The sequence below is a fragment of the Paenibacillus sp. IHB B 3415 genome (assembly GCF_000802655.2).
GTDB classification, from domain to species: Bacteria; Bacillota; Bacilli; order Paenibacillales; family Paenibacillaceae; genus Paenibacillus_AQ; species Paenibacillus_AQ phytohabitans.
The window spans coordinates 35,047-53,728 of record NZ_JUEI01000047.1; the positions used below are offsets into that span (position 1 = coordinate 35,047).

Annotated in this window: 16 protein-coding genes and 1 riboswitch; of the genes, 10 read left to right on the forward strand and 6 right to left on the reverse strand. The window is 50.8% G+C overall.

Annotated elements, in window-relative coordinates; genetic code table 11:
• Positions 1 to 17: 17 nt before the first annotated feature.
• The 3 genes from QW71_RS20660 to QW71_RS20670 all read right to left on the reverse strand — a co-directional run bounded on the left by QW71_RS20660 (position 18) and on the right by QW71_RS20670 (position 2,306).
• A complete protein-coding gene (locus tag QW71_RS20660; protein WP_039302965.1) occupies positions 18 to 1,325 on the reverse strand; it encodes a voltage-gated chloride channel family protein in 1,308 nt (435 codons plus the stop codon).
• A 63-nt stretch (positions 1,326 to 1,388) separates the two neighbouring features.
• A riboswitch (Fluoride riboswitch) is annotated at positions 1,389 to 1,450 on the reverse strand.
• Between the two features lie 49 nt (positions 1,451 to 1,499).
• Entirely contained in the window at positions 1,500 to 2,105 is a 606-nt protein-coding gene (locus QW71_RS40555; RefSeq protein ID WP_039302966.1) for a hypothetical protein, read from the reverse strand.
• Between the two features lie 21 nt (positions 2,106 to 2,126).
• Positions 2,127 to 2,306, reverse strand: coding sequence for a hypothetical protein (locus tag QW71_RS20670; protein WP_039302967.1), 180 nt, complete (start codon positions 2,304 to 2,306; stop codon positions 2,127 to 2,129).
• Between the two features lie 275 nt (positions 2,307 to 2,581).
• Between QW71_RS20670 and QW71_RS20675 the strand changes: the two genes are divergently transcribed.
• Together QW71_RS20675 and QW71_RS20680 are read left to right on the forward strand one after the other, a co-directional pair.
• Entirely contained in the window at positions 2,582 to 4,480 is a 1,899-nt protein-coding gene (locus tag QW71_RS20675; protein ID WP_039302968.1) for a sensor histidine kinase, read from the forward strand.
• Positions 4,481 to 4,593: 113 nt separating this feature from the next.
• Positions 4,594 to 6,513: an ATP-binding protein gene (locus tag QW71_RS20680; RefSeq protein ID WP_373604785.1), complete on the forward strand. Its 1,920-nt coding sequence runs from the start codon at positions 4,594 to 4,596 to the stop codon at positions 6,511 to 6,513.
• Positions 6,514 to 6,528: 15 nt separating this feature from the next.
• Here the strand turns inward: QW71_RS20680 and QW71_RS20685 are convergent, their stop codons facing one another.
• Positions 6,529 to 6,768: an NHLP leader peptide family RiPP precursor gene (locus tag QW71_RS20685; RefSeq protein WP_039302970.1), complete on the reverse strand. Its 240-nt coding sequence runs from the start codon at positions 6,766 to 6,768 to the stop codon at positions 6,529 to 6,531.
• 84 nt (positions 6,769 to 6,852) lie between these two features.
• Complete coding sequence (locus tag QW71_RS20690) at positions 6,853 to 7,791, reverse strand: hypothetical protein (protein ID WP_039302971.1); 939 nt, start codon at positions 7,789 to 7,791, stop codon at positions 6,853 to 6,855.
• Positions 7,792 to 8,014: 223 nt separating this feature from the next.
• On the opposite strand from QW71_RS20690, the gene QW71_RS20695 reads away from it, so the two are divergent.
• A complete protein-coding gene (locus QW71_RS20695) occupies positions 8,015 to 9,091 on the forward strand; it encodes a Gfo/Idh/MocA family protein (protein WP_052770111.1) in 1,077 nt (358 codons plus the stop codon).
• A gap of 391 nt (positions 9,092 to 9,482) precedes the next feature.
• On the opposite strand, the gene QW71_RS20700 is transcribed toward QW71_RS20695, so the two are convergent.
• The gene (locus QW71_RS20700; RefSeq protein ID WP_047013884.1) at positions 9,483 to 11,417 is read right to left on the reverse strand and encodes a glycoside hydrolase family 20 zincin-like fold domain-containing protein; all 1,935 of its coding nucleotides are present in this window, start codon (positions 11,415 to 11,417) and stop codon (positions 9,483 to 9,485) included.
• 84 nt (positions 11,418 to 11,501) lie between these two features.
• Between QW71_RS20700 and QW71_RS20705 the strand changes: the two genes are divergently transcribed.
• From QW71_RS20705 to QW71_RS20735, 7 genes are all read left to right on the forward strand, one after another.
• On the forward strand, positions 11,502 to 12,356 hold the full coding sequence (locus QW71_RS20705) for a helix-turn-helix domain-containing protein (protein ID WP_039302976.1): 855 nt from the start codon (positions 11,502 to 11,504) through the stop codon (positions 12,354 to 12,356).
• 625 nt (positions 12,357 to 12,981) lie between these two features.
• Positions 12,982 to 14,628: a sensor histidine kinase gene (locus QW71_RS20710; RefSeq protein WP_039302979.1), complete on the forward strand. Its 1,647-nt coding sequence runs from the start codon at positions 12,982 to 12,984 to the stop codon at positions 14,626 to 14,628.
• Positions 14,629 to 14,651: 23 nt separating this feature from the next.
• Positions 14,652 to 15,287 (forward strand): response regulator transcription factor, encoded by a 636-nt coding sequence (locus QW71_RS20715; RefSeq protein ID WP_039302980.1) that lies wholly within the window; start codon positions 14,652 to 14,654, stop codon positions 15,285 to 15,287.
• Between the two features lie 363 nt (positions 15,288 to 15,650).
• Positions 15,651 to 16,391, forward strand: coding sequence for a YveK family protein (locus tag QW71_RS20720; RefSeq protein WP_039302983.1), 741 nt, complete (start codon positions 15,651 to 15,653; stop codon positions 16,389 to 16,391).
• Positions 16,375 to 17,016: a CpsD/CapB family tyrosine-protein kinase gene (locus QW71_RS20725; protein ID WP_039302985.1), complete on the forward strand. Its 642-nt coding sequence runs from the start codon at positions 16,375 to 16,377 to the stop codon at positions 17,014 to 17,016. The genes QW71_RS20720 and QW71_RS20725 overlap by 17 nt, the downstream gene beginning before the upstream one ends.
• Positions 17,017 to 17,062: 46 nt before the next feature.
• Positions 17,063 to 17,953 (forward strand): UTP--glucose-1-phosphate uridylyltransferase GalU, encoded by an 891-nt coding sequence (gene galU, locus QW71_RS20730; RefSeq protein ID WP_039302988.1) that lies wholly within the window; start codon positions 17,063 to 17,065, stop codon positions 17,951 to 17,953.
• Positions 17,954 to 17,983: 30 nt separating this feature from the next.
• Positions 17,984 to 18,676 (forward strand): sugar transferase, encoded by a 693-nt coding sequence (locus tag QW71_RS20735; protein WP_039302991.1) that lies wholly within the window; start codon positions 17,984 to 17,986, stop codon positions 18,674 to 18,676.
• Positions 18,677 to 18,682 lie beyond the last annotated feature (6 nt).

The window sequence follows — 18,682 nt, forward strand, 5'->3', positions numbered from 1 at the left end:
ATGAACTGCCGCCGTTTCTACTTGTGAAGCTCTTTGACGGCGGCCAGCGTCGTCCCTTCAGGAACAGGGAGCAGTGCGCTTTTGGAGATGCCGATGAGCTGGGAACTGTAGATGCCGCTGTGTCCGGAGAACAGATAGCTGATTACGCAGGCGATGAACATGTATACCGCTCCGCCGGAGCCAAACAGCTCAATGCCCATAATGAAGCAGGCGATCGGTGTATTGACCGCTCCGCAGAAAACGGCGATGAAGCCGAGCGAAGCCAGGAAAGGTCCATAGAGATGAAGCACGCCGGCCAGACTGTTCCCCAGAGTAGCTCCGATGGCAAATAGCGGGGTCACTTCACCGCCCTGAAATCCTGTGCCCAGGGTGAAGGCTGTGAAGACCAGCTTCCACAGAAAGGCGAAAGGATGTACATCCTCCGTAAAAGAACCGCTGATTAGCGGAATCCCGAGGCCCAGATAATCCCGTGTACCGGCAATGTACACCAGGGCGATAATGATGAGACCGCCGGTGGCGCTTTTGAGCATAGGGTTACGGATTATGGCTGTGAAGGTCCGCTTCAGATAATGAGTAAGCTCGCTGAACAGCAGGCTGACCAGACCGAACACAATGGACGCGGCAATCACTTTGACCAGCACCAGCGCATCCATTCCGGGGAAAGCATCCACCTGATAATGGATGTGGTGCACGCCCCACAAGCGGGAAGCGACAAGATCACCAGTGAAGCTGGCAACGAAACAGGGCAGCAGTGCCTTGTGGCTGATCAGGCCGATGGCGATAACCTCCAGACCGAAGACCGTTCCGGCCAGCGGGGTCCCGAAGATCGAGCCGAAACCGCCGCTGATTCCGCACATGAGCAGGATTTTGCGGTCCAGGGAGTTGATCCGGAGCCATCTTCCCAGCGCATCGGCCAGACTGCCGCCCATTTGCACAGCCGTTCCCTCACGCCCGGCAGAACCTCCGAAGAGATGGGTAATCAGTGTCCCGATAAGGACCAGAGGCGCCATCCGCAGCGGAATAGCTTCATCTCCCTGCTGAATCTGCTCTAGAATCAGATTGTTTCCCTTCCCGCTGGTTTTGCCGAACCGCATATACATACCGCTCACCAGAGCGCCCCCCACAGGCAGCAGGAACAGCAGCCAGCCATGCTCCAGCCGGACCCTGGTTACGGCATCCAGGCTTTTCAGGAAAATAGCCGAAGCACTCCCCGACAATAGTCCCACCATTCCCCCCAGCACCACCCATTTCACAAATGTACTCCAAAGAGCGAGCTGGCTCTGCCGCCCTGCAAGCTCCACCCACCGTGCATACTTCCTCTTCATCCTGCTATGCCCCCATATCCCGAGTCTACTCCCTGAAAATAAACAGACTCCTACCAGCAGTGATCACTGGTAGGAGTCATTAGTCCCGAAGGACGGTTATGGCGAACTCCATCGCCGTATTGAATGCAATTATAGTAAGTTTATTTCGTTCAAAAGTCAATACGGTTAAGCCGCTTATTCCTCTTCGCCGCTCGAGCCATTCAGCACATCGGTACCGGGCATAGCATCGGGGTCCGGGGAGACCGGGTCAATGGCGCTTCCGGGCTCAAGATCGTCGGCATCCGGAATATCCTCCAGCGGAAGCTCTTCCTCTTCTTCCAGCAGCTCATCCTCATCCGTATAATCAATTACATTGCCGGTCAGGCCTGCCGCGCCGGCAGCGTACAGTGCATCCGATTCCAGAAGCTCGTCCCGTTCCGGCGCCGGAGTCCCTGGCGGAGGGGGATTCCGGTCTGCACGCGGGCCCAGCCCGGAATCCGGCACATTCAGTCCGATGTCGGCAGCCAGAATATTATCGCCGACCAGTGCCGGATCGGAACCGTCGTCCACTACACCGTCGAAATCAATGGGTGTGAAATTTGCGGGATCGTGGCTGGCCAGAGCAGATTCAAGCGGCCGGTTCCCGGCGGTGTCTACTTCATCACTTGGACTTTGTTCGGTAATCGTGCCGAGCGGACGCAATTCTTCCAGCGGAATATCCTGTTCCGGGGAAATGCCGCCCATTTTGGTATAACGCTCGTACACAAAGTCGGCTTCGGTCTTATTGAATTCATTGCCCATTGCTGTTCAGCTCCCTTTATTTTAAGTCTGCCCCTCTTTGGGGACAGCATGATTAACCGCCGCTTTCTGATCCTTGTCCGGAAGTGCGCCGGGATAGGTGCCTTCCTGGAACAGTCCGGATTCTTCATCAATATCCCGCTCGGTTACCAGGTCCTCACGGTCTTGTTCTTCACCATCAGCAGGTTTCTTATGAGTGTCCATCGCGAGCCTCCTTTACCTATAGTAATTGTATACCCTTTAAACCGGCGGCGAATCTGTTCGGCAGCCAGGCAGCCATTCTGTTAATATATTCATTCCTCCCGTGGAATAACCACAATTAACACGTAATTATTAGAATGCATACGCTTCACAAGCTAACTTATCTTTCTATTTTTCGAGGTTTTTTGCAGGATAAGGCAGGTATAGTGCGAACGTTGTCGAAAATAAGAATCATATGAACTACGTAAATACAACTAAGGATTCACTGGGGTGCCACAATGAAGTTGCCTTCAACCAAAACAGCAGCCGCACTAATTATGCTGCTGCTCGTAATTGCCATAATCCCGGTTGGCATTGCCATGGAATGGGGCGGACATAAGGAAGTAGCCCTCCCGGCATGGCAGCTTAAATGGGAACATGCAGCTATACATGATATTCAGGAGGCGATGGCTGCTCCTTCCGGGGAGTGGAGGACTGTACAGGCGCGGGCAGACAGGCCGCAACCGCCTGCAGGTGCAGATTCAGTCTGGCTGCGGTTTTCTTTGCCGCGGACAGAGGCGAATTCAGCACTCCTGATCGACAAAGTATACGGTGACAGCCTTAAGGTATATATAGACCGCCGGCTCATCTATGATTCCAGTGAGGTGATCAATTACAGCGGCAACAAGGTGCTAATTCCGCTATCCGGGGAGGACAGTGCCAAGCAGCTGTATCTATGGAGTGCCGGCGGAGGCAGAGATTTCGGCATCGGGGGAAAGGTCAGGGTAGGCAGCTATGACAAGCTGCTGTCTTTCTATGTGAAGCAGGATCTGGTGGATATTGTCATTGGAGCGGCGCTGATATTTATGGGCGGAGCGCTGATGATCTGTCTGTTCTTCCTTAAACCGGAATTTTTCTCGGGCGGAATTTTTCTGATTCTGGTCGTTATATCCTTAGGCGTGCTGCTGATTACGTATTCCCCGTTTCTGCGGCTGATCGTGAACAGCCAGGAGCGGCTTACGGGAATCTGCTTCGATCTGGCGCTCTTCACACTTCTGCCGGCGTTTACGATCTACTTTGAACAATTATTTGGACCCGGCAAGCGGGGGTATACCACCCGGCTGCGCAATTTTCAGCTGGCTTACTCCTTGTTCTGCCTGGGTGCGCTTGCTCTGAATGCCGTGCTCTCTTTCCGGCTTGACTACCTGTACTCCTTCCTGACCATCAATGTGACAGGTGTGCTGATTATGGCGCAGTTTATTTATTTGCTGTATATGTCGCTGACTTATGCCCTCAGGGGCAATAAAGATGCTGTGATTTTCTCGATGGGGTTCTCTGTCTTTGCCTTCCTGTCCCTGAGTGAGCTGCTGATCTATTATTTCTCTTCGGAGAGGTATCATCTGTATTGGTGGAAGTGGGGAATGGTTCTGTTCGTTATTTCCCTGATTGTTATTCTGGGAAGACGGTTTGCGGGGAGTCATGAGCAGGCTTTGGAATACTCCAGGGAACTGGAGAAATTCAATAATGATCTGCAGCGGTCGGAGAAAATGGAGATTATCAGTGAACTCGCGGCCTCGGTTGCCCATGAGGTACGGAATCCTCTGCAGGTAACCCGCGGTTTCCTGCAGATTCTGGGAGAACGCTCCGGCAAGAAGGAGAAGGAGTATCTGCAGATGGCCGTGGAGGAGCTGGACAGGGCCTCGGTCATCATTACCGACTTTTTGACATTCGCTAAGCCTGGTATGGATACGGTAGATGTATTTGAAGTTTCCGGAGAGCTGAAGCATGTGTCAGGCATTCTGGTGCCCCTCGCCAATCTGCAGGGTGGAGCCATTGAACTGCATCTGCAGGAGGATCTTCAAGTGTTGGGCAGCCCGGCCAAATTCAAGCAGGCGTTCATTAACCTGATCAAGAACAGCATTGAGTCATTGCAGGAGGAAGGCCTGATTGTAGTAACTGCCTGGAAGACAGGCGGACATGTGGTTATCAGTGTGCAGGATAACGGCGAAGGCATGAAGGTCAGTGAGCTGGCCCGGCTGGGTGAACCGTATTATTCCAATAAGACGAAGGGGACGGGGCTTGGTCTCATGGTTACCTTCCGGATTATTGAAGCGATGAACGGTTCCATAGAGTTTCAGAGCAGGAAGGGTGAGGGGACAGAGGTTATTGTTAAATTACCAGCTTCCGGAAATAATTAGGAATTATTTTTGTTTATCCCGTTTTTTTGAAGGGATGGGCGGAGGGCGGAGCGAAATACTAACATTAACAGAACTTTGTTTCTGAAACTTTCTTCTGAGGTGCTTGCATGTCTTTGATATTCAAAAGTTTACATATAACCTTGGTACTGTTTCTGCTCTCAGTAACCTGTGGGCCGTTTCTGGTATCGGCGCAAAGTTATTACCCTGCCAGCGAGATCAGCCATTGGCAATTGAAGTGGCAGGAGGGTCCGGGAGACAGCGGGCGGAAGGTTCCTCTGAGGGAAACGGAGGGATGGATGGAGGTCGAAGCGAAGACTGTGATGCCACAGCTGCCTTCCGGGGTATCCTCTGCCTGGACGAAGCTAACACTGCCCTCATATAGCTACGCTGCCCCTTCCGTCTATATTGATGCGATCTATGCCCTGCATGTCAAAGTGTACGTGGAAGAGCGGCTGATTTTCGAGAGCGACCGCAGCTTTATTAAGGATAATTATTCGCTGCTTGTGCCTCTGGATATGACGGACAACGGCAAAACGATGTATATTTGGACGGAAACCCTGAAGGACCGGATTGGAATCAAGGATAAGATCGTGGTCGGTGAGCATAGTGTTTTGATCAAGGATTATATTAAAAATGGACTTATCGATGTGATCCTGGGCGGCGCCTTTGTGTTCGTGGCGGTGGTCCTGTTTGTCTGCTCATTTTATCTGAACAAGGAGTACTTCCCGGTTGCAGCTTCCTTAGCCATAGTGATAGCCTCCACCGGAGTGCTGTCTATTACCTACTCACCGTTTACATATACCTTCTACAGTTATCTGGGACCGGTCAGCGTGGTGTTCTTTGACGTGGCGCTATTGTCGCTGTTGCCTTCCCTGACCTTTCTGTTTGAGAAAATATTCGGCGGCGGCAAATTTGGCATCATCCGCTCGTTCCGCAAATTCGAGTCCTTTTACTCCCTTTTTTGCATCCTCTGTCTGATTGTTAATACGCTTTCCGGCGACCGGATTTTGGAATTCTACTATTTTGTCTCGACTAAGATTCTTGGGATCATCATGATCCTGCAATTCATTCTGCTAATCGCCTGCGTGATCATATTCTCCCTGAAGCGTAATAAGGATGCCATCATTTTTGCCATTGGTTTCGGTACTGCAGCATTAACCGGGGCCTCGGAGCTGGTCTGGTATTATGTTAAGGGCGGAAATTATGACCTGTTCTACTGGAAATGGGCGCTGGTTGTATTCATTCTGTCGCTGATCGTCATCCTGGGCCGGCGGCTGGCGCAGAATCATCAGCAGGTGGTGAAATATTCGCGTGAGCTGGAGCTGTTCAACAATGAACTGCAGCGTTCGGAGAAAATGGAGATTATCAGCGAGCTGGCAGCGTCTGTAGCCCATGAGGTGCGCAATCCGCTTCAGGTCACCCGGGGGTTCCTCCAGCTGCTCAGCGAGAAGTCGAACGGCGATGAGCGGAGATATCTGTTCATGGCACTCAGTGAACTGGACCGTGCAGCGAGTATTATCACGGATTTCCTGACCTTTGCCAAACCGGAGTTTGAGCAGGTTTCCCTGCTTAACGTGAACGATGAATTCAAGCATATCCAGAGCATACTCTTGCCGCTGTGCCATTTAAATGGAGGCAAGATGATTCTGGATGTTGAGGATTGCTTATGGGTTAAGGGCAACTCGTCCAAATTCAAGCAGGCACTGATCAATATTATCAAGAATAGTATCGAATCACTGGGAGAAGACGGCGCGATCCACCTGCTGGCCTATGGTAAAGGGGATAAAGTATACATTCATATTAAGGATAACGGGGCGGGGATGGAGCCTGCGGTCCTCAGCCGTCTGGGTGAACCGTATTTCTCTTCCAACAAAACAAAAGGTACGGGTCTTGGACTGATGGTTACCTTCCGTATTATCGAGGCGATGGAGGGGGAAATCCGCTTCATGAGCAAAAAAGGAGCCGGAACCGAATCCATCACCATTCTGCCGCGTGCAGAAGGTCCGGATGATTCCAACTCCCTATTAACATGATTTCATTAGTGAAAGTTACCAGATGCCGAGCGCAGAGACATTAGTCTTCATCATTCCGGAGGCCGGACTTGGAGGAATAACGAGATAGAACTCATTGGAGCCTTCCTCTACTGTCTTAAGTGTAATGTTATCAGGAAGGGTAATGCCGAGCACTTCTTTGAGGGCTGCTTTCGGATCTGTGAGTAGTCTCTGTTTGAAACTTGGATCTTCCCAGGCCTTCTGAATCACTTGATTCTTAAGAATTGCGTCTGACAATACAATCACCCTTTCAATATGGTTATATTTTCCTGATAAGCATAACATAGGCCAATCTATAATTCTATTGCTTTTTTATATATTTTATAAAATATTCATATTTTTGGTTAACCAATAATTGAGCCCTCCGCTTTGCAATAATTGCTTCTCGGCTTCGATCGCTGCGGCCATATGCTGCAGGTTCTTCACCAGCACCTGATGGAAGGATAACAGATGGGGAAGCTCCAGCGTGAAGGCTTCCAGTGTGCTGTGATTAACCAGAGCTGTCCCCGCATACGAAGCAAGTCCGCCTGTTGTAAAAATAAAATCCTTCACCGATGATTTAGTGGGCGGTACTCCTTCATCCTCCCCATGGCAGCGTGCCAGAGACAGCAGGCAATTGTAATTTCCCTCCTCCAAATCCTGTTCCCAATCCTCATAGTCGTCAAGCATCTGCAAAGTCAGCAGTACGCCATGAATCATCTCTTCAGCTTCGGTTATCAGGTGGGGTTGGTCTGAGAGCAGCAGTGCCGCCGTGCTGGTAAGCTTAAGCGGACTGGCTTTGTGGGAGATGCGGAGGCGGTCCCTCAGGAAATAATCTCCGCCGGCTTCACCGCTTACACTGTCTGCCCACTCCGAGATATAACGGCCAAAGTATGACCAGAACGGGGAATCCGCCGGGAAAAGTGGACGGTAAATATTCAGAAACTCGACATAGAGCAGATTGGCCAGCGGCAGTGCCTGTGCAGCGGAGAGCTCATTACTGTCCATCAGATCATCCTGGAGGAAAAAGTAGAGCATAAAGAAGACGTTGCCGACCGACATTTGACGGGTCAGGGGGATACTCAGGCCGCATCTGTCCTGCAGCCAGAAGGGGAGAAGATAACATATGTAATTTTTGTGGCTTCCTGCCCTAAATACGTTAAACTGATCAAGATAGGACAGGCCTTGGGCATTAAGCGGTTCGGGAAACGCTGAGATAACTGTGCAGCTCTCCTGAAAAACCAAGCGGAGCTCGTCCTCGTAATCATGAAGCCAATCCATAGGCTTGTCTCCTGTCAACAATGTATTGTTCTTCTACTATTAGGAAAAAAGTGGGTATTTGTCATGATTATAGTCCTAGATTCAGCCTATTTCAATCCAATTTTGGAAATGAGGTCCCTGGGGGTCTAACGGACTATTTAACCGGAGAGATTACAGGCCGGGAGAAGGGCTGGAGCAACGGAATAAGACTATGTGAGCAGTGCAGAAAGGAAGAATGTTAAGCATGGATATTATCAGGTTCGGACTGGTGGGCGGAGGCTGGCGGGCTGAATTCTATCTGCGGATCGCCAGAGCACTTCCGGAGCGCTTTGCCGTAGGGGCAATGTACGTCCGTAATAAGGATAAAGCGGAAGAATTGAAGAGAATCTGGGGAGTGGAAGTATATACTTCAATCGATACGTTTATTGAAGCAGGCGGCTATTCCTTTGCTGTTATCTGCCTGAAGCGGGAGGCCAGTAAAGACTTCATCATTAGACTAGCGGCGGAAGGGATCCCGCTCCTGGCGGAAACCCCGCCGGCGCCGGATCTGGAACAGCTCACTCAGCTATGGAATGCGCTGGACCGTTCAGCCGTTATCCAGATAGCCGAGCAGTATATGTTCCAGCCGATGCATGCAGCCCGGATCCGGCTGGCCCGCTCAGGACGCCTCGGAACAATCAGTCAGGCGCAGGTGTCAGCGGCCCATGGATATCACGGGATCAGCCTGATCCGGCAGCTGCTGGATCTCCGCTTCGAGAATGTGAGTATCCGTGCACAGCGTTTCGGTTCTTCTATTATTAACGGCCCGCAGCGCAGCGGGCCTCCGGCTGCCGAGGAGCTGGTGCAGACCGAGCAAACGCTGGCTGTCCTGGATTTCGGCGGCAAGCTGGGGGTCTATGATTTCACCCGTGACCAGTATTTCTCCTGGATTCGCGCTGGCCGGGTGCTCGTCCGGGGAGAACGTGGAGAGATGATGAACGATGAAGTCTCCTGGCTGCAGAGCTATGACACTCCAGTCTACAGCAAGCTGCGCCGGATTGATGCCGGTCATGGCGGGAACCTGGAGGGCTTATATCTCAGGGGGATTATGGGGGACGGGGAGTGGCTGTACCGCAATCCCTTTATTCCTGCCCGGTTAACGGAGGAAGAAATTGCTATCGCCGAGAGTCTGGACAGAATGCAGCGGCATGTAGAGGGAGGCCCTTCATTCTACAGTCTGGCCGAGGGCAGCCAGGATCAATATCTGGCGCTGCTGATGGAGCAGGCAGCGGCAAGCGGTGAGACCGTCATTTCAACTACTCAGCCTTGGGCGGCGGAGTGACCAACTGGCGGGTGGCGGATGGAAGAGCGGAGCAGTATCAGGGAAGTTCCGGATGTAGTAAAAAACGAGTCCCAATTCCACTATTGTGGATAGGGACTCGTTTGTTTAGAGATCATGAATGGTTAGGTACCGCATTCCAGTACAACTTCGATCAGAATTCCTGCACGAAATACAACATTCTTCGAGATATATAACCCTTAACCGGAGATTGTTGTAGAAAATACAGCATTTCTCCTCTTCCAACCGGCTTAGCGGGGGAATTGTTGTATTCCATACAACATTCCTTCTAAAAGCCCGCCTATCAGGAGGTTAAAGCTGTAATTCTTACAACATTTTTTTGCGCTTACCTGTTCTGATCACACTAAGCGCGTGTGTAGTCCTGGGACTAACTCTATCCTTGTACTTCAGCCTCACTGAGCTTGGCTGCAAGCGCAACATACTCTCCGCGCAGGCGGACCAGCTTCGACACACTGTGCTCCAGGCCGCCGAGCCGGTTGCGCCGGGCCCATAGCTGCCGGTAATGATGTAGCAGGAGATCCAGATCATGGATCAGCTCCTGAACGAGTGCCGCATCAATCTGCGGCGTTGCCCCGGCCATCTGTTTCTTAAGCCGGGTCAGCTGCACGGCATGCTTCACGAAGTGAATCCCGTTGCTTAGCTCTTCTACGACAAGACCGGCATCATCGCATTCCAGGGCGAGCCCTTCAAGCTTTGCTTCTATGCCGGCGATGTAATGCTCAAGCTGCTGAAGCTGCTCTCCGGTCAGCTTCTCTGCCAGATGCACATGATCCAGACTGCTGCGCAGCAGCATGGACATTTCCGTATCATTCGGGCGGAGGGTTCCGGATTCGAAGGTATAATAATTTCCGAGATCGAGCAGTAATTGCCCGATGGCTCCGGAGCGGTCTTGGAAGATGGAGGTGTTCAGGTATTCGGCAACATCCGCTTCAAGGTTGCCCTCCACATTCCAGGCCAGTGCAGCCCCGTATACGAATCCGGCGTAGCTGACCGGCAGATGCTGCCAGTGGCCGAAATCGCCCCAGTCTGTAATCAGGTAGCCGATCGCACCGTTACGTTTGCCGTGGACTGCCGCACTGCGCAGATTAGCCAGCATATTGTCGGTCCGTCCGGTAAGTGAATTCCAGGAGCTGGTTCCCGGACAGACATAGAACGGAATCTCTGCTTCACGGAATTTCAGGGTATCCGCTTCGAACGGATGAGCGGCGCTGTAGCCCCATTCCATGGCGATAATATCCTTCGGCAGGCGGGGAATCAGCTCCGGATGCTGGATAATGATATCACCCCAGAACTGCATGGTTTTACCGCGCTCCGTAACGAGCCCGTGGATTTTCTCCAGGAAAGAGAGATAGAGCTCGCCTTTACCCTCGGAGTCGGCCTTCGCTTTGCTTTTGCCAAGTCCCAGTTCATAGGTCTCGTCACATCCGACATTGAATAGCTGCGAATGGAAGTAAGGAAGAAGGTCATCATACATTGTGCCCAGAAGCTTCAGTACTTGCGGATCTTCCGTATCGAAGGTTCCGGGATGCATAAACAGCCCATCGGGATACAGATCGCTGTCATACATATGATCAGGGAGCATGAAGCCCCCGGGAATTTCGGCCAGGCTATTGAATTCAGGACGGGTCAGCCAGCCCTCCATATGGCCGAAGCTGTTCTGGTTAGGCACCAGCTCGATATAACGCTCACGGCAGTAGGCATCCAGCAGCAGAATTTCCTCACCGGTAATGGGCGTTTCCAGCTCCCAGACCTGCGGGAAAGACTCATAGGCAAATGGAACTCCTTCTATATATAGCTGTAACTGATTCAGCTTCAGATCGGACATCAGATCAATGATCCGGTACAGGGTTTCCAGCTTGGGAATTTTGTTGCGGCTGATATCGATCATGAGTCCTCTGGCGGCAAAGTCCGGCTGATCACGGATAACCAGCTGGGGAATACTTCTGCCATACTGCTCCAGCAGCTGCTTCAGCGTTCCAACCGCATAATAAGCGCCTTCCGGTGAGCCATAGGCAACGGTGATTCCGTGTTCATCAATGTGAATCTCGTAGGCTCCGGCCGCCAGCAGGGCATTATAGCTGAAGGTAAACGCGGAAACGGTGGAAGGGCGTATCCCCACTGACAGAGACAGACGTAGCTGAACCGCCTGTAAAGTAATCTGTTGAAGCTTGCGGGCTGCCGGGAGTGCGGTTTGATTCCTCTCACCGGCCAGAACAATACTTCCCTTGGCCGGAAGGAGAAACAGGCCCTGGGATACTGTGACCTGCTGGGGGTAAGGGAGCAGCTGTAAATTACGGATTTCAGGCATAGCGTGGACACCTCTTATTCATGTAGAATATGATCATCTTCATTACAACCATAACACTCCTAAACAGGTGGAGGAATGCAATGTATGCCCAAGCTCATGGATTATATGATCAGTCCCTATCCGATCCGGATTATCGATCCCAAGGTGGAAGCTTCGAGGCTCCGGCTGAAGTCGATACGGATAGGGCAAGCGGGTCATCTGCCGGGAAGAACGCTTTTTCGTTCAGGTGTGGTGTTCGAGCACTGGGCGCTCGTATACATAGTTTCGGGAGGCGGTTCGTATAGTGAGAACGGAGGCAAGGAGCAGCAGGTCCGCGAAGGGAGCCTGTTCTTTTTTCGTCCCGGCTGCAGCTACAGTTTCGGACCGCCTTCAGGAGGGTATTGGGATGAATACTATATTAATTTCGCCGGAAGCCGTGTCACGGAATGGCTGGAGACCGGAATGATAGCCGGAGGGGCTGTCTGTCAGGCGAATGCGGTGCAGGGACTTACGGCCTTGTTTGAAGAAGTTCTGGGTCTAATGGACGGCGGGGCTCCCGGAGATGCGGACCGGGCGGCCTTGAAGCTCGAAGAGATGCTGCTGGAATGTTCACTGCGTATCCAGGGCAATAATCGGCTCCTGCAGGCAGAACCTATGTCTCATATACGCGAAGCGCTGAATGCCTGCATCTATGAGGAGCCTGAGCTGCCTGGAATCGCTGCAGGTCTGCACATCTCCATGTCCACACTCCGTCGTACGGTTCGCAGAAGCAGCGGTTACCCCTTGCATGAATATATCCACCGTCTCAAAATGGCAGAAGCCAAACATCTTCTGCTCAACACTTCCCTGCAGGTGCAGGAAATCGCGGGGATGCTTCATTATAGAGATTCTTTCTATTTCTCAAGGCTGTTTAAGAAATATATGGGCATTTCTCCGCAGAACTGCCGCAGCAATGTATAAAAACCGACATAATTCTACTTTATTTATGGATATATGTCGTAATTTGCAGATTATTGTTGACATGCAGAAAAAGACAGTGATATGATTTAGAACATATTAGCAGTTTTTTGAATAGTTCTTCTAGACTATGCCGGAGATGAAGCCATGAGAGAATATTACTGCATCAGTTGCCGCAGTCTCCATAAGGTGGACGCAAGAAACCATACCTTACGTATTCTGTCCACCGGGTATCATATCGTTGGCGAACAGCGTTACCAGATTTGCATATGTAATAGGGCCGAGCAGCAAGTAGCCTTGCCGGCGGTGACTGAGTAGACTGCAGACGACAGAATGATCATGACGGTAGTGAATATTATATAACGAACAGCCTGTCCCTCCAGGGGGACAGGCTGTTCGTCTTGTGCAGGATTCATCGATTAACCATGAATACGCTATTATTTGGAATTATGGATATAACTGAGTGCGAATTTGTAAAAAAAGGTTAATGACATGCTTTTTATTTTAAAAGTAAACGCTGTCATTAAAAAGCGAAACTTGTTATTGTGATTTTTCTCATGTATGATGCTTTTAAACATAGCTTAGAATAAGCTCGAATTTTCCACAAACTGGAGAATAGGGTGGTGGGATGAAAATTAAAGCAACAGCCGAAGACAGAATGATCGCCTTTTACAGAACCATTTCTTTGTCCCTCACATCGTTTATGTTCCTCATGGTTCCTGCGGGGCCTTCCGTAATATACAAATCCCTACTAATCATTGTGCTATTCTTATTTGCTCAAGTATTCACTTACTATTACCGGAGGCTTCGTGCAAGACCGCGTATTCTTATGCTCGTTATCAGTATAGAGCTGGCGGGAATCATTGTATTGACGCTACTTACAGGGGGATATGACAGCCCGTTTAAGCTGTATGTGCTGAGTCCCGTCCTGATTGCTGCTGGATCGCTATCATACTATTTTGCATGGAGCCTGCTTCTCGGGTATTTCGGCATCGTTGCCGCGCTATGTTATTTTCTCCCCGGTTCTGCGGGGAAATCTTTCTCCGAAATCGTGCTTGCAAATGGCAACATGTTTCTAGCCCTGGCTCTTGCGGTTATAGTTATGCAAATGGTTAACGGGATAAAGCGGCAACGGGAGGAAGCAAACGCGCGGACCAACGATACCATGGAACATATTAAGTCGCTTTATCACATCGTGGAAACATCGAGCCAGCATGATTTCATGAACATAGGCCAAGTCATTACCGACTACGTTGTAAAGCTTACCAAGCTGGAGAAGGCCTTGTTCTGGTTCGCGAAGAAGAGCGGGGAGCCCGCTCCGGAGAGCCGGCAGACGGGCTGGCAGCATGAGGAAGAACGGTTTCTGTTCATGGAGCTGGAGAAGCATGAGCATGAATGGAGGCTGCAGCGGGAACCGGTATTCAAGAGTCTGCCGGGTCTTGGAGATTTCCTGCTGATGCCGGTAAGGATGAGCACACGTTTCGTCGGGATGATCGGCGTGAGGCTGGAATCCTCGGAAGGGCTGGAAGGCCGCAGATGGTATATCCAGCAGCTGATGTTCCTGTCGGAGCTGAGTGCGATTATTCTTGAGCGCCATGAGCTGGGTGTGATCGAGAACCGGCTAATCATCACGAACGAACAGAACCGGATAGCCGATGAAATGCATGACAGTGTATCGCAGAGCCTTTTTGGCATTGTATATGCTACGCATTCCCTGAAGCAGTCCTGGCGCAAAATGTCCGAAGGCGAGCTGGAGGAGCAAATTGAGCTGATCCACGATTCAGCCACCAAGGTGGCCAAGGAACTCAGGATCACCATCTACAGCCTCAGCTCCAAGAAGAGCGGCGGCCCCAGCTGGCTTGGCATGGTGCGCTCCCATCTCAAGAGCCTGTCCCGGCTCAATGATGTGGAGATTGAACTAAAAATAACGGGGGATGATTTCAGTCTCCCTTATCCTTACCACAAGGCGCTCTTCCGGATTATCTCCGAAGCGACAGGCAACGCCATACGTCATGGTGCGGCCAGCCGGGTGGATGTTGAATTGTCCCTGAAGCCCAAATGGATCAGACTATCGATTATCGACGATGGCGTCGGATTCGATACGGACTTGATCTGGACCGAGTCCGAGGATAACACCGGCGGACTGGGAATGAAGAATATGCAATATTTGGCACAGTCCCTTGGCGGTGACTTCCAGTTGTCCAGCAGTGAGAATGCAGGCACCAGAATTTTGATCTCAATCCCTGTCGGTGTGGCTGAACTAAAAAATGCATAAACTTTAGGCAGGAGGTCGTTCAAGTGAAAATCGTCATTGTTGATGATCACCCTTTGGTGAGAAGAGGATTGGCTGCTGTGATTTCAATGCAGTCTAATCTGGAGTTTGCCGGTGAGGCTACGAATGGCCAGGAAGCTCTTCTCGTTATAGAAGAGATACAGCCTGATCTTGTGCTGATTGACCTGAAGCTTGCCGATGAATCCGGTCTGGACATTATCAAGGCAGCCCGTATACGCGGAATTGCCAGTAAGTTCATTCTGCTTACGTCCTCCGCAAGCCGGGAGGATTTCCTGAAGGCGGAAGAAGTGCTGGTAGACGGTTACGTGCTGAAGGAAGCTTTGCCGGAGGAATTGCTGTTTGCGATTCAACTGGTGCACAAAGGCAGAAAGTATTATGATCCCGGCCTGATGGAAGACAAGATGCGGATGAGCGGCAACAGTCCAACGGATGAATTGACACCGAAAGAGAAGGAAGTGTTGATTGAGCTTGGACAGGGGGCCTGCAACCGGGAGATCGCTTCCCGCTTGTTCATCAGTGAATTCACAGTCAAGAAGCATGTCAGCCAGATTCTGGCGAAGCTTCAGGTAGCGGACCGGACGCAGGCGGCATTATATGCCAACGCGGTTGGGCTTACCAAATACGAGATGTCGTACGACTAAGGTAACCTCATAATGGATGGTTAATGAACACGGACAATGTTGTCCGTGTTTTTTTGTGTTCTTTGGTCCCTAACCTACCAAGGGCATCTGAACAGTTTCTGAACAGTTTCTTTATCTTTCAAAAGCATGAAGTGACACGTGAAGTAGGTAACGCTACCGGATACTGTTAGTTATTACCAGCCATATGGTACTAAAGTATACCATCTCTACCCTCTTAGGGACTAAACGGCATCACACGAAAGTGAAGTGTAAAGGGATGCTATGAGGCATGTGACAAATGTTGTGCGTTGATAGAATAAAAGCAAGAGTTCTGAAATTTTCATGATTGCTTTCAAAATGAACACATGCGGAAGGAGGGTTACTGTGGAAAAGACGATTTTGGATTACATTAACCTGATTAAAAAAAGATTATGGTTAATCACGGTGTTCGTGCTTATCTCCTGCGCCACCACCTTCTATGTCAGCAAAAACTTCGTTGTCCCCGTCTACTCCGCCTCTGGACAGCTACTGGTCAACAACGTCGTAAATGTTCCCGAGAGCAACAATCTCAACGCACTCAACTTCAGTCTTAACCTCATCGAGAGCTATAAGGAAATCATGAAGTCACCAACGATTATGAAGAGTGTGATCGCGGAGCATCCGGAATTCGGTCTGACGGCAGGCCAACTTGCTGCCAAGCTGCAGATCAAATCCTCAGAGAAAAGCCAAGTAATTAATCTGAGTGTGCAGGATGAGGATTACGCCACCGCAGCTACGATCGTAAACGCGGTCTCACAAACATTCATCCGCAGCCTGCCGGCACTGATGAATCTGGACAATGTAACGTTCCTGACCCCGGCGGACCCGGCAAATCAGCCTGGACCGGTCAATAGCGGTTCTACCATGAACATCATCATCAGCTTTGTAGTCTCGCTGATGGCGGCAGTAGGAATCATCCTGCTGATGGAAACGCTGAACGGTACATTAAGATCCGAGAAGGAAGCAGAGTTTGATCTTGGCCTTCCGGTTATTGCCAGTATCCCGGCAATCCGTAAACGTGATTTGGGCAAGGCGGCAAATGCCAAGGCAAGAGTAGGGGAGGGCGCTTATGTTACGGCTGAATAGAAGTTTGATTACGGACATTAACCCGTCCTCGCATATCTCTGAGTCCTTCCGCTCGCTGCGTACCTACATCCGCCAGCTCGGTCTGCTGAAGGGCAATGGTGGACAGGTGCTGCTCTTCACTTCTGCGGAAGGCGGGGAAGGCAAGACAACGATTCTCTCCAATCTGGCCGTATCCTTTGTCCAGGACGGCAAGAAGGTTGCCGTTGTAGACTGCAACCTGAGGAAGCCCGGACTGCACAGTGTGTTCGAGGTAGAAGGAAGCCAAGGGCTGGCCGCTTATCTGGCCGGTTATGAGGAAACCAAAGATATTGCCGTATACGGCAGTCTGGCTAATCTGGCTGTAATTCCTGCCGGTATTACCAGTGTCAGTCCCCCGGATCTGCTCGGCAGCGACAAGATGTCAGCCCTGCTGGAAGAACTGAAAGCCAGCTTTGATCTGATTCTGCTGGATTCGCCGCAAGCGGTGGAATTCAGTGATGCCCGTATTCTGGCTCCGCTCTCAGACGGAGTAATCATCGTGGCCAGACATGGCCGGACGAAGCGTGAGTCTCTCCGCAAGCTGAAGGCTCTTATAGAACAGACAGGTGTAAGAATTCTCGGAATTGCGATGAACCAGACCAAATAATGTACTGAAGCGGCAAGGTGAATGAAACTTTTGGGAGGTATGTGTGATGAAAAAGGTCAAAAAGGTAATAATCCCGGCAGCCGGGTTAGGCACACGTTTCCTTCCGGCAACCAAAGCGATGCCTAAGGAAATGCTGCCCATTATCAACAAACCAACGATTCAATATATCGTGGAGGAAGCGATCGCTTCCGGGATCGAAGACATCATCATCGTAACCGGTAAAGGAAAGCGGGCGATTGAGGATCATTTCGATAATGCCTTTGAACTCGAATCCAGATTGCTGGAAGACGGTAAGCTGGAGCTGCTCAAAGAAGTACAGCGTTCCTCAAAAGTGGAAATTCACTATATCCGGCAAAAGGAACCCAAAGGTCTGGGCCATGCCGTATGGTGTGCCAGACGGTTTATCGGGGATGAACCCTTCGGCGTTATGCTCGGCGATGATATTGTAACCGGACAGGTCCCCTGCCTGAAGCAGCTGATTGACCAGTATGAAGAAACACAGAATTCAGTGATTGGTGTTCAAATCATCCCTGATGAATTCACCAACCGCTACGGGATTATTGAACCGGATCTGCAGGACGGACGGCTCTACCGGGTTAACAACTTCGTGGAGAAGCCTCCGCTCGGAACAGCTCCTTCCAACCTGGCAATTATGGGACGTTACGTGTTCACACCGAAGATCTTCAAGTATCTGGACCTTCAGGAAAAAGGCGCGGGCGGCGAAATTCAGCTCACGGACGCGATCCAGAAGCTGAACCAGAGCGAACGGGTATATGCTTATAACTTTGATGGTACGCGATATGACGTTGGTGAACGCCTCGGTTATATTTTGACCACACTGGAATTTGCTCTCCAGAGTGAAGATTTGCGCTATCAGGTTATGGATGCAATGTCGGAATGGCTGAAACAGGCCGGACAAACCACACTGAGCAGCTGAACCAACAATATTTAGGAGGAATGAGGAGAGATGAGCATGCAAAAACTGCCGGAAGACTATGAGGCCGTCCTGCCGAAACTTTACATGCTGCATGCCAATGAAGGAAGTAAGGAAATGGATTCCTATCTGGTATTGAAGCGGATTATCGACATTTTTTTCTCCGCTCTTGGCCTTCTCGTACTGCTGCCGCTGTTCGCGGTGGTGGCTGTCCTAATCAAGCTGGAGGATCCTAAAGGCAAAGTATTCTTCCGCCAGAACCGGGTCGGCAAGGATGAGAAGCTGTTCCCTATGTACAAATTCAGATCCATGGTCTCCAATGCCGAGGAGCTGAAGGCCAATCTGATGGCCTACAACGAGGTGAGCGGCGCAATGTTCAAGATCAAGAATGATCCCCGCATCACGCGGACAGGAAGATTCCTGCGCAAGACAAGTATTGATGAACTGCCTCAGCTCTGGAACGTGCTTATGGGCCATATGAGTCTGGTCGGCCCCCGTCCCCCGCTCGTTGAAGAGGTGGCGCAGTATACGGAGTATGACAAACAACGGCTGATGGTTACACCGGGCTGCACCGGGTACTGGCAGGTTAATGCCAGAAACAGCGTTGGCTTTGACGAAATGGTCCAGCTGGACCTGACCTATATCCACATGCGCAGCACTATGCTGGATCTTAAGATCATTGTCAAAACCGGCCTGATGCTGCTCGGCTCCAAAAATGCTTATTAAAATTAT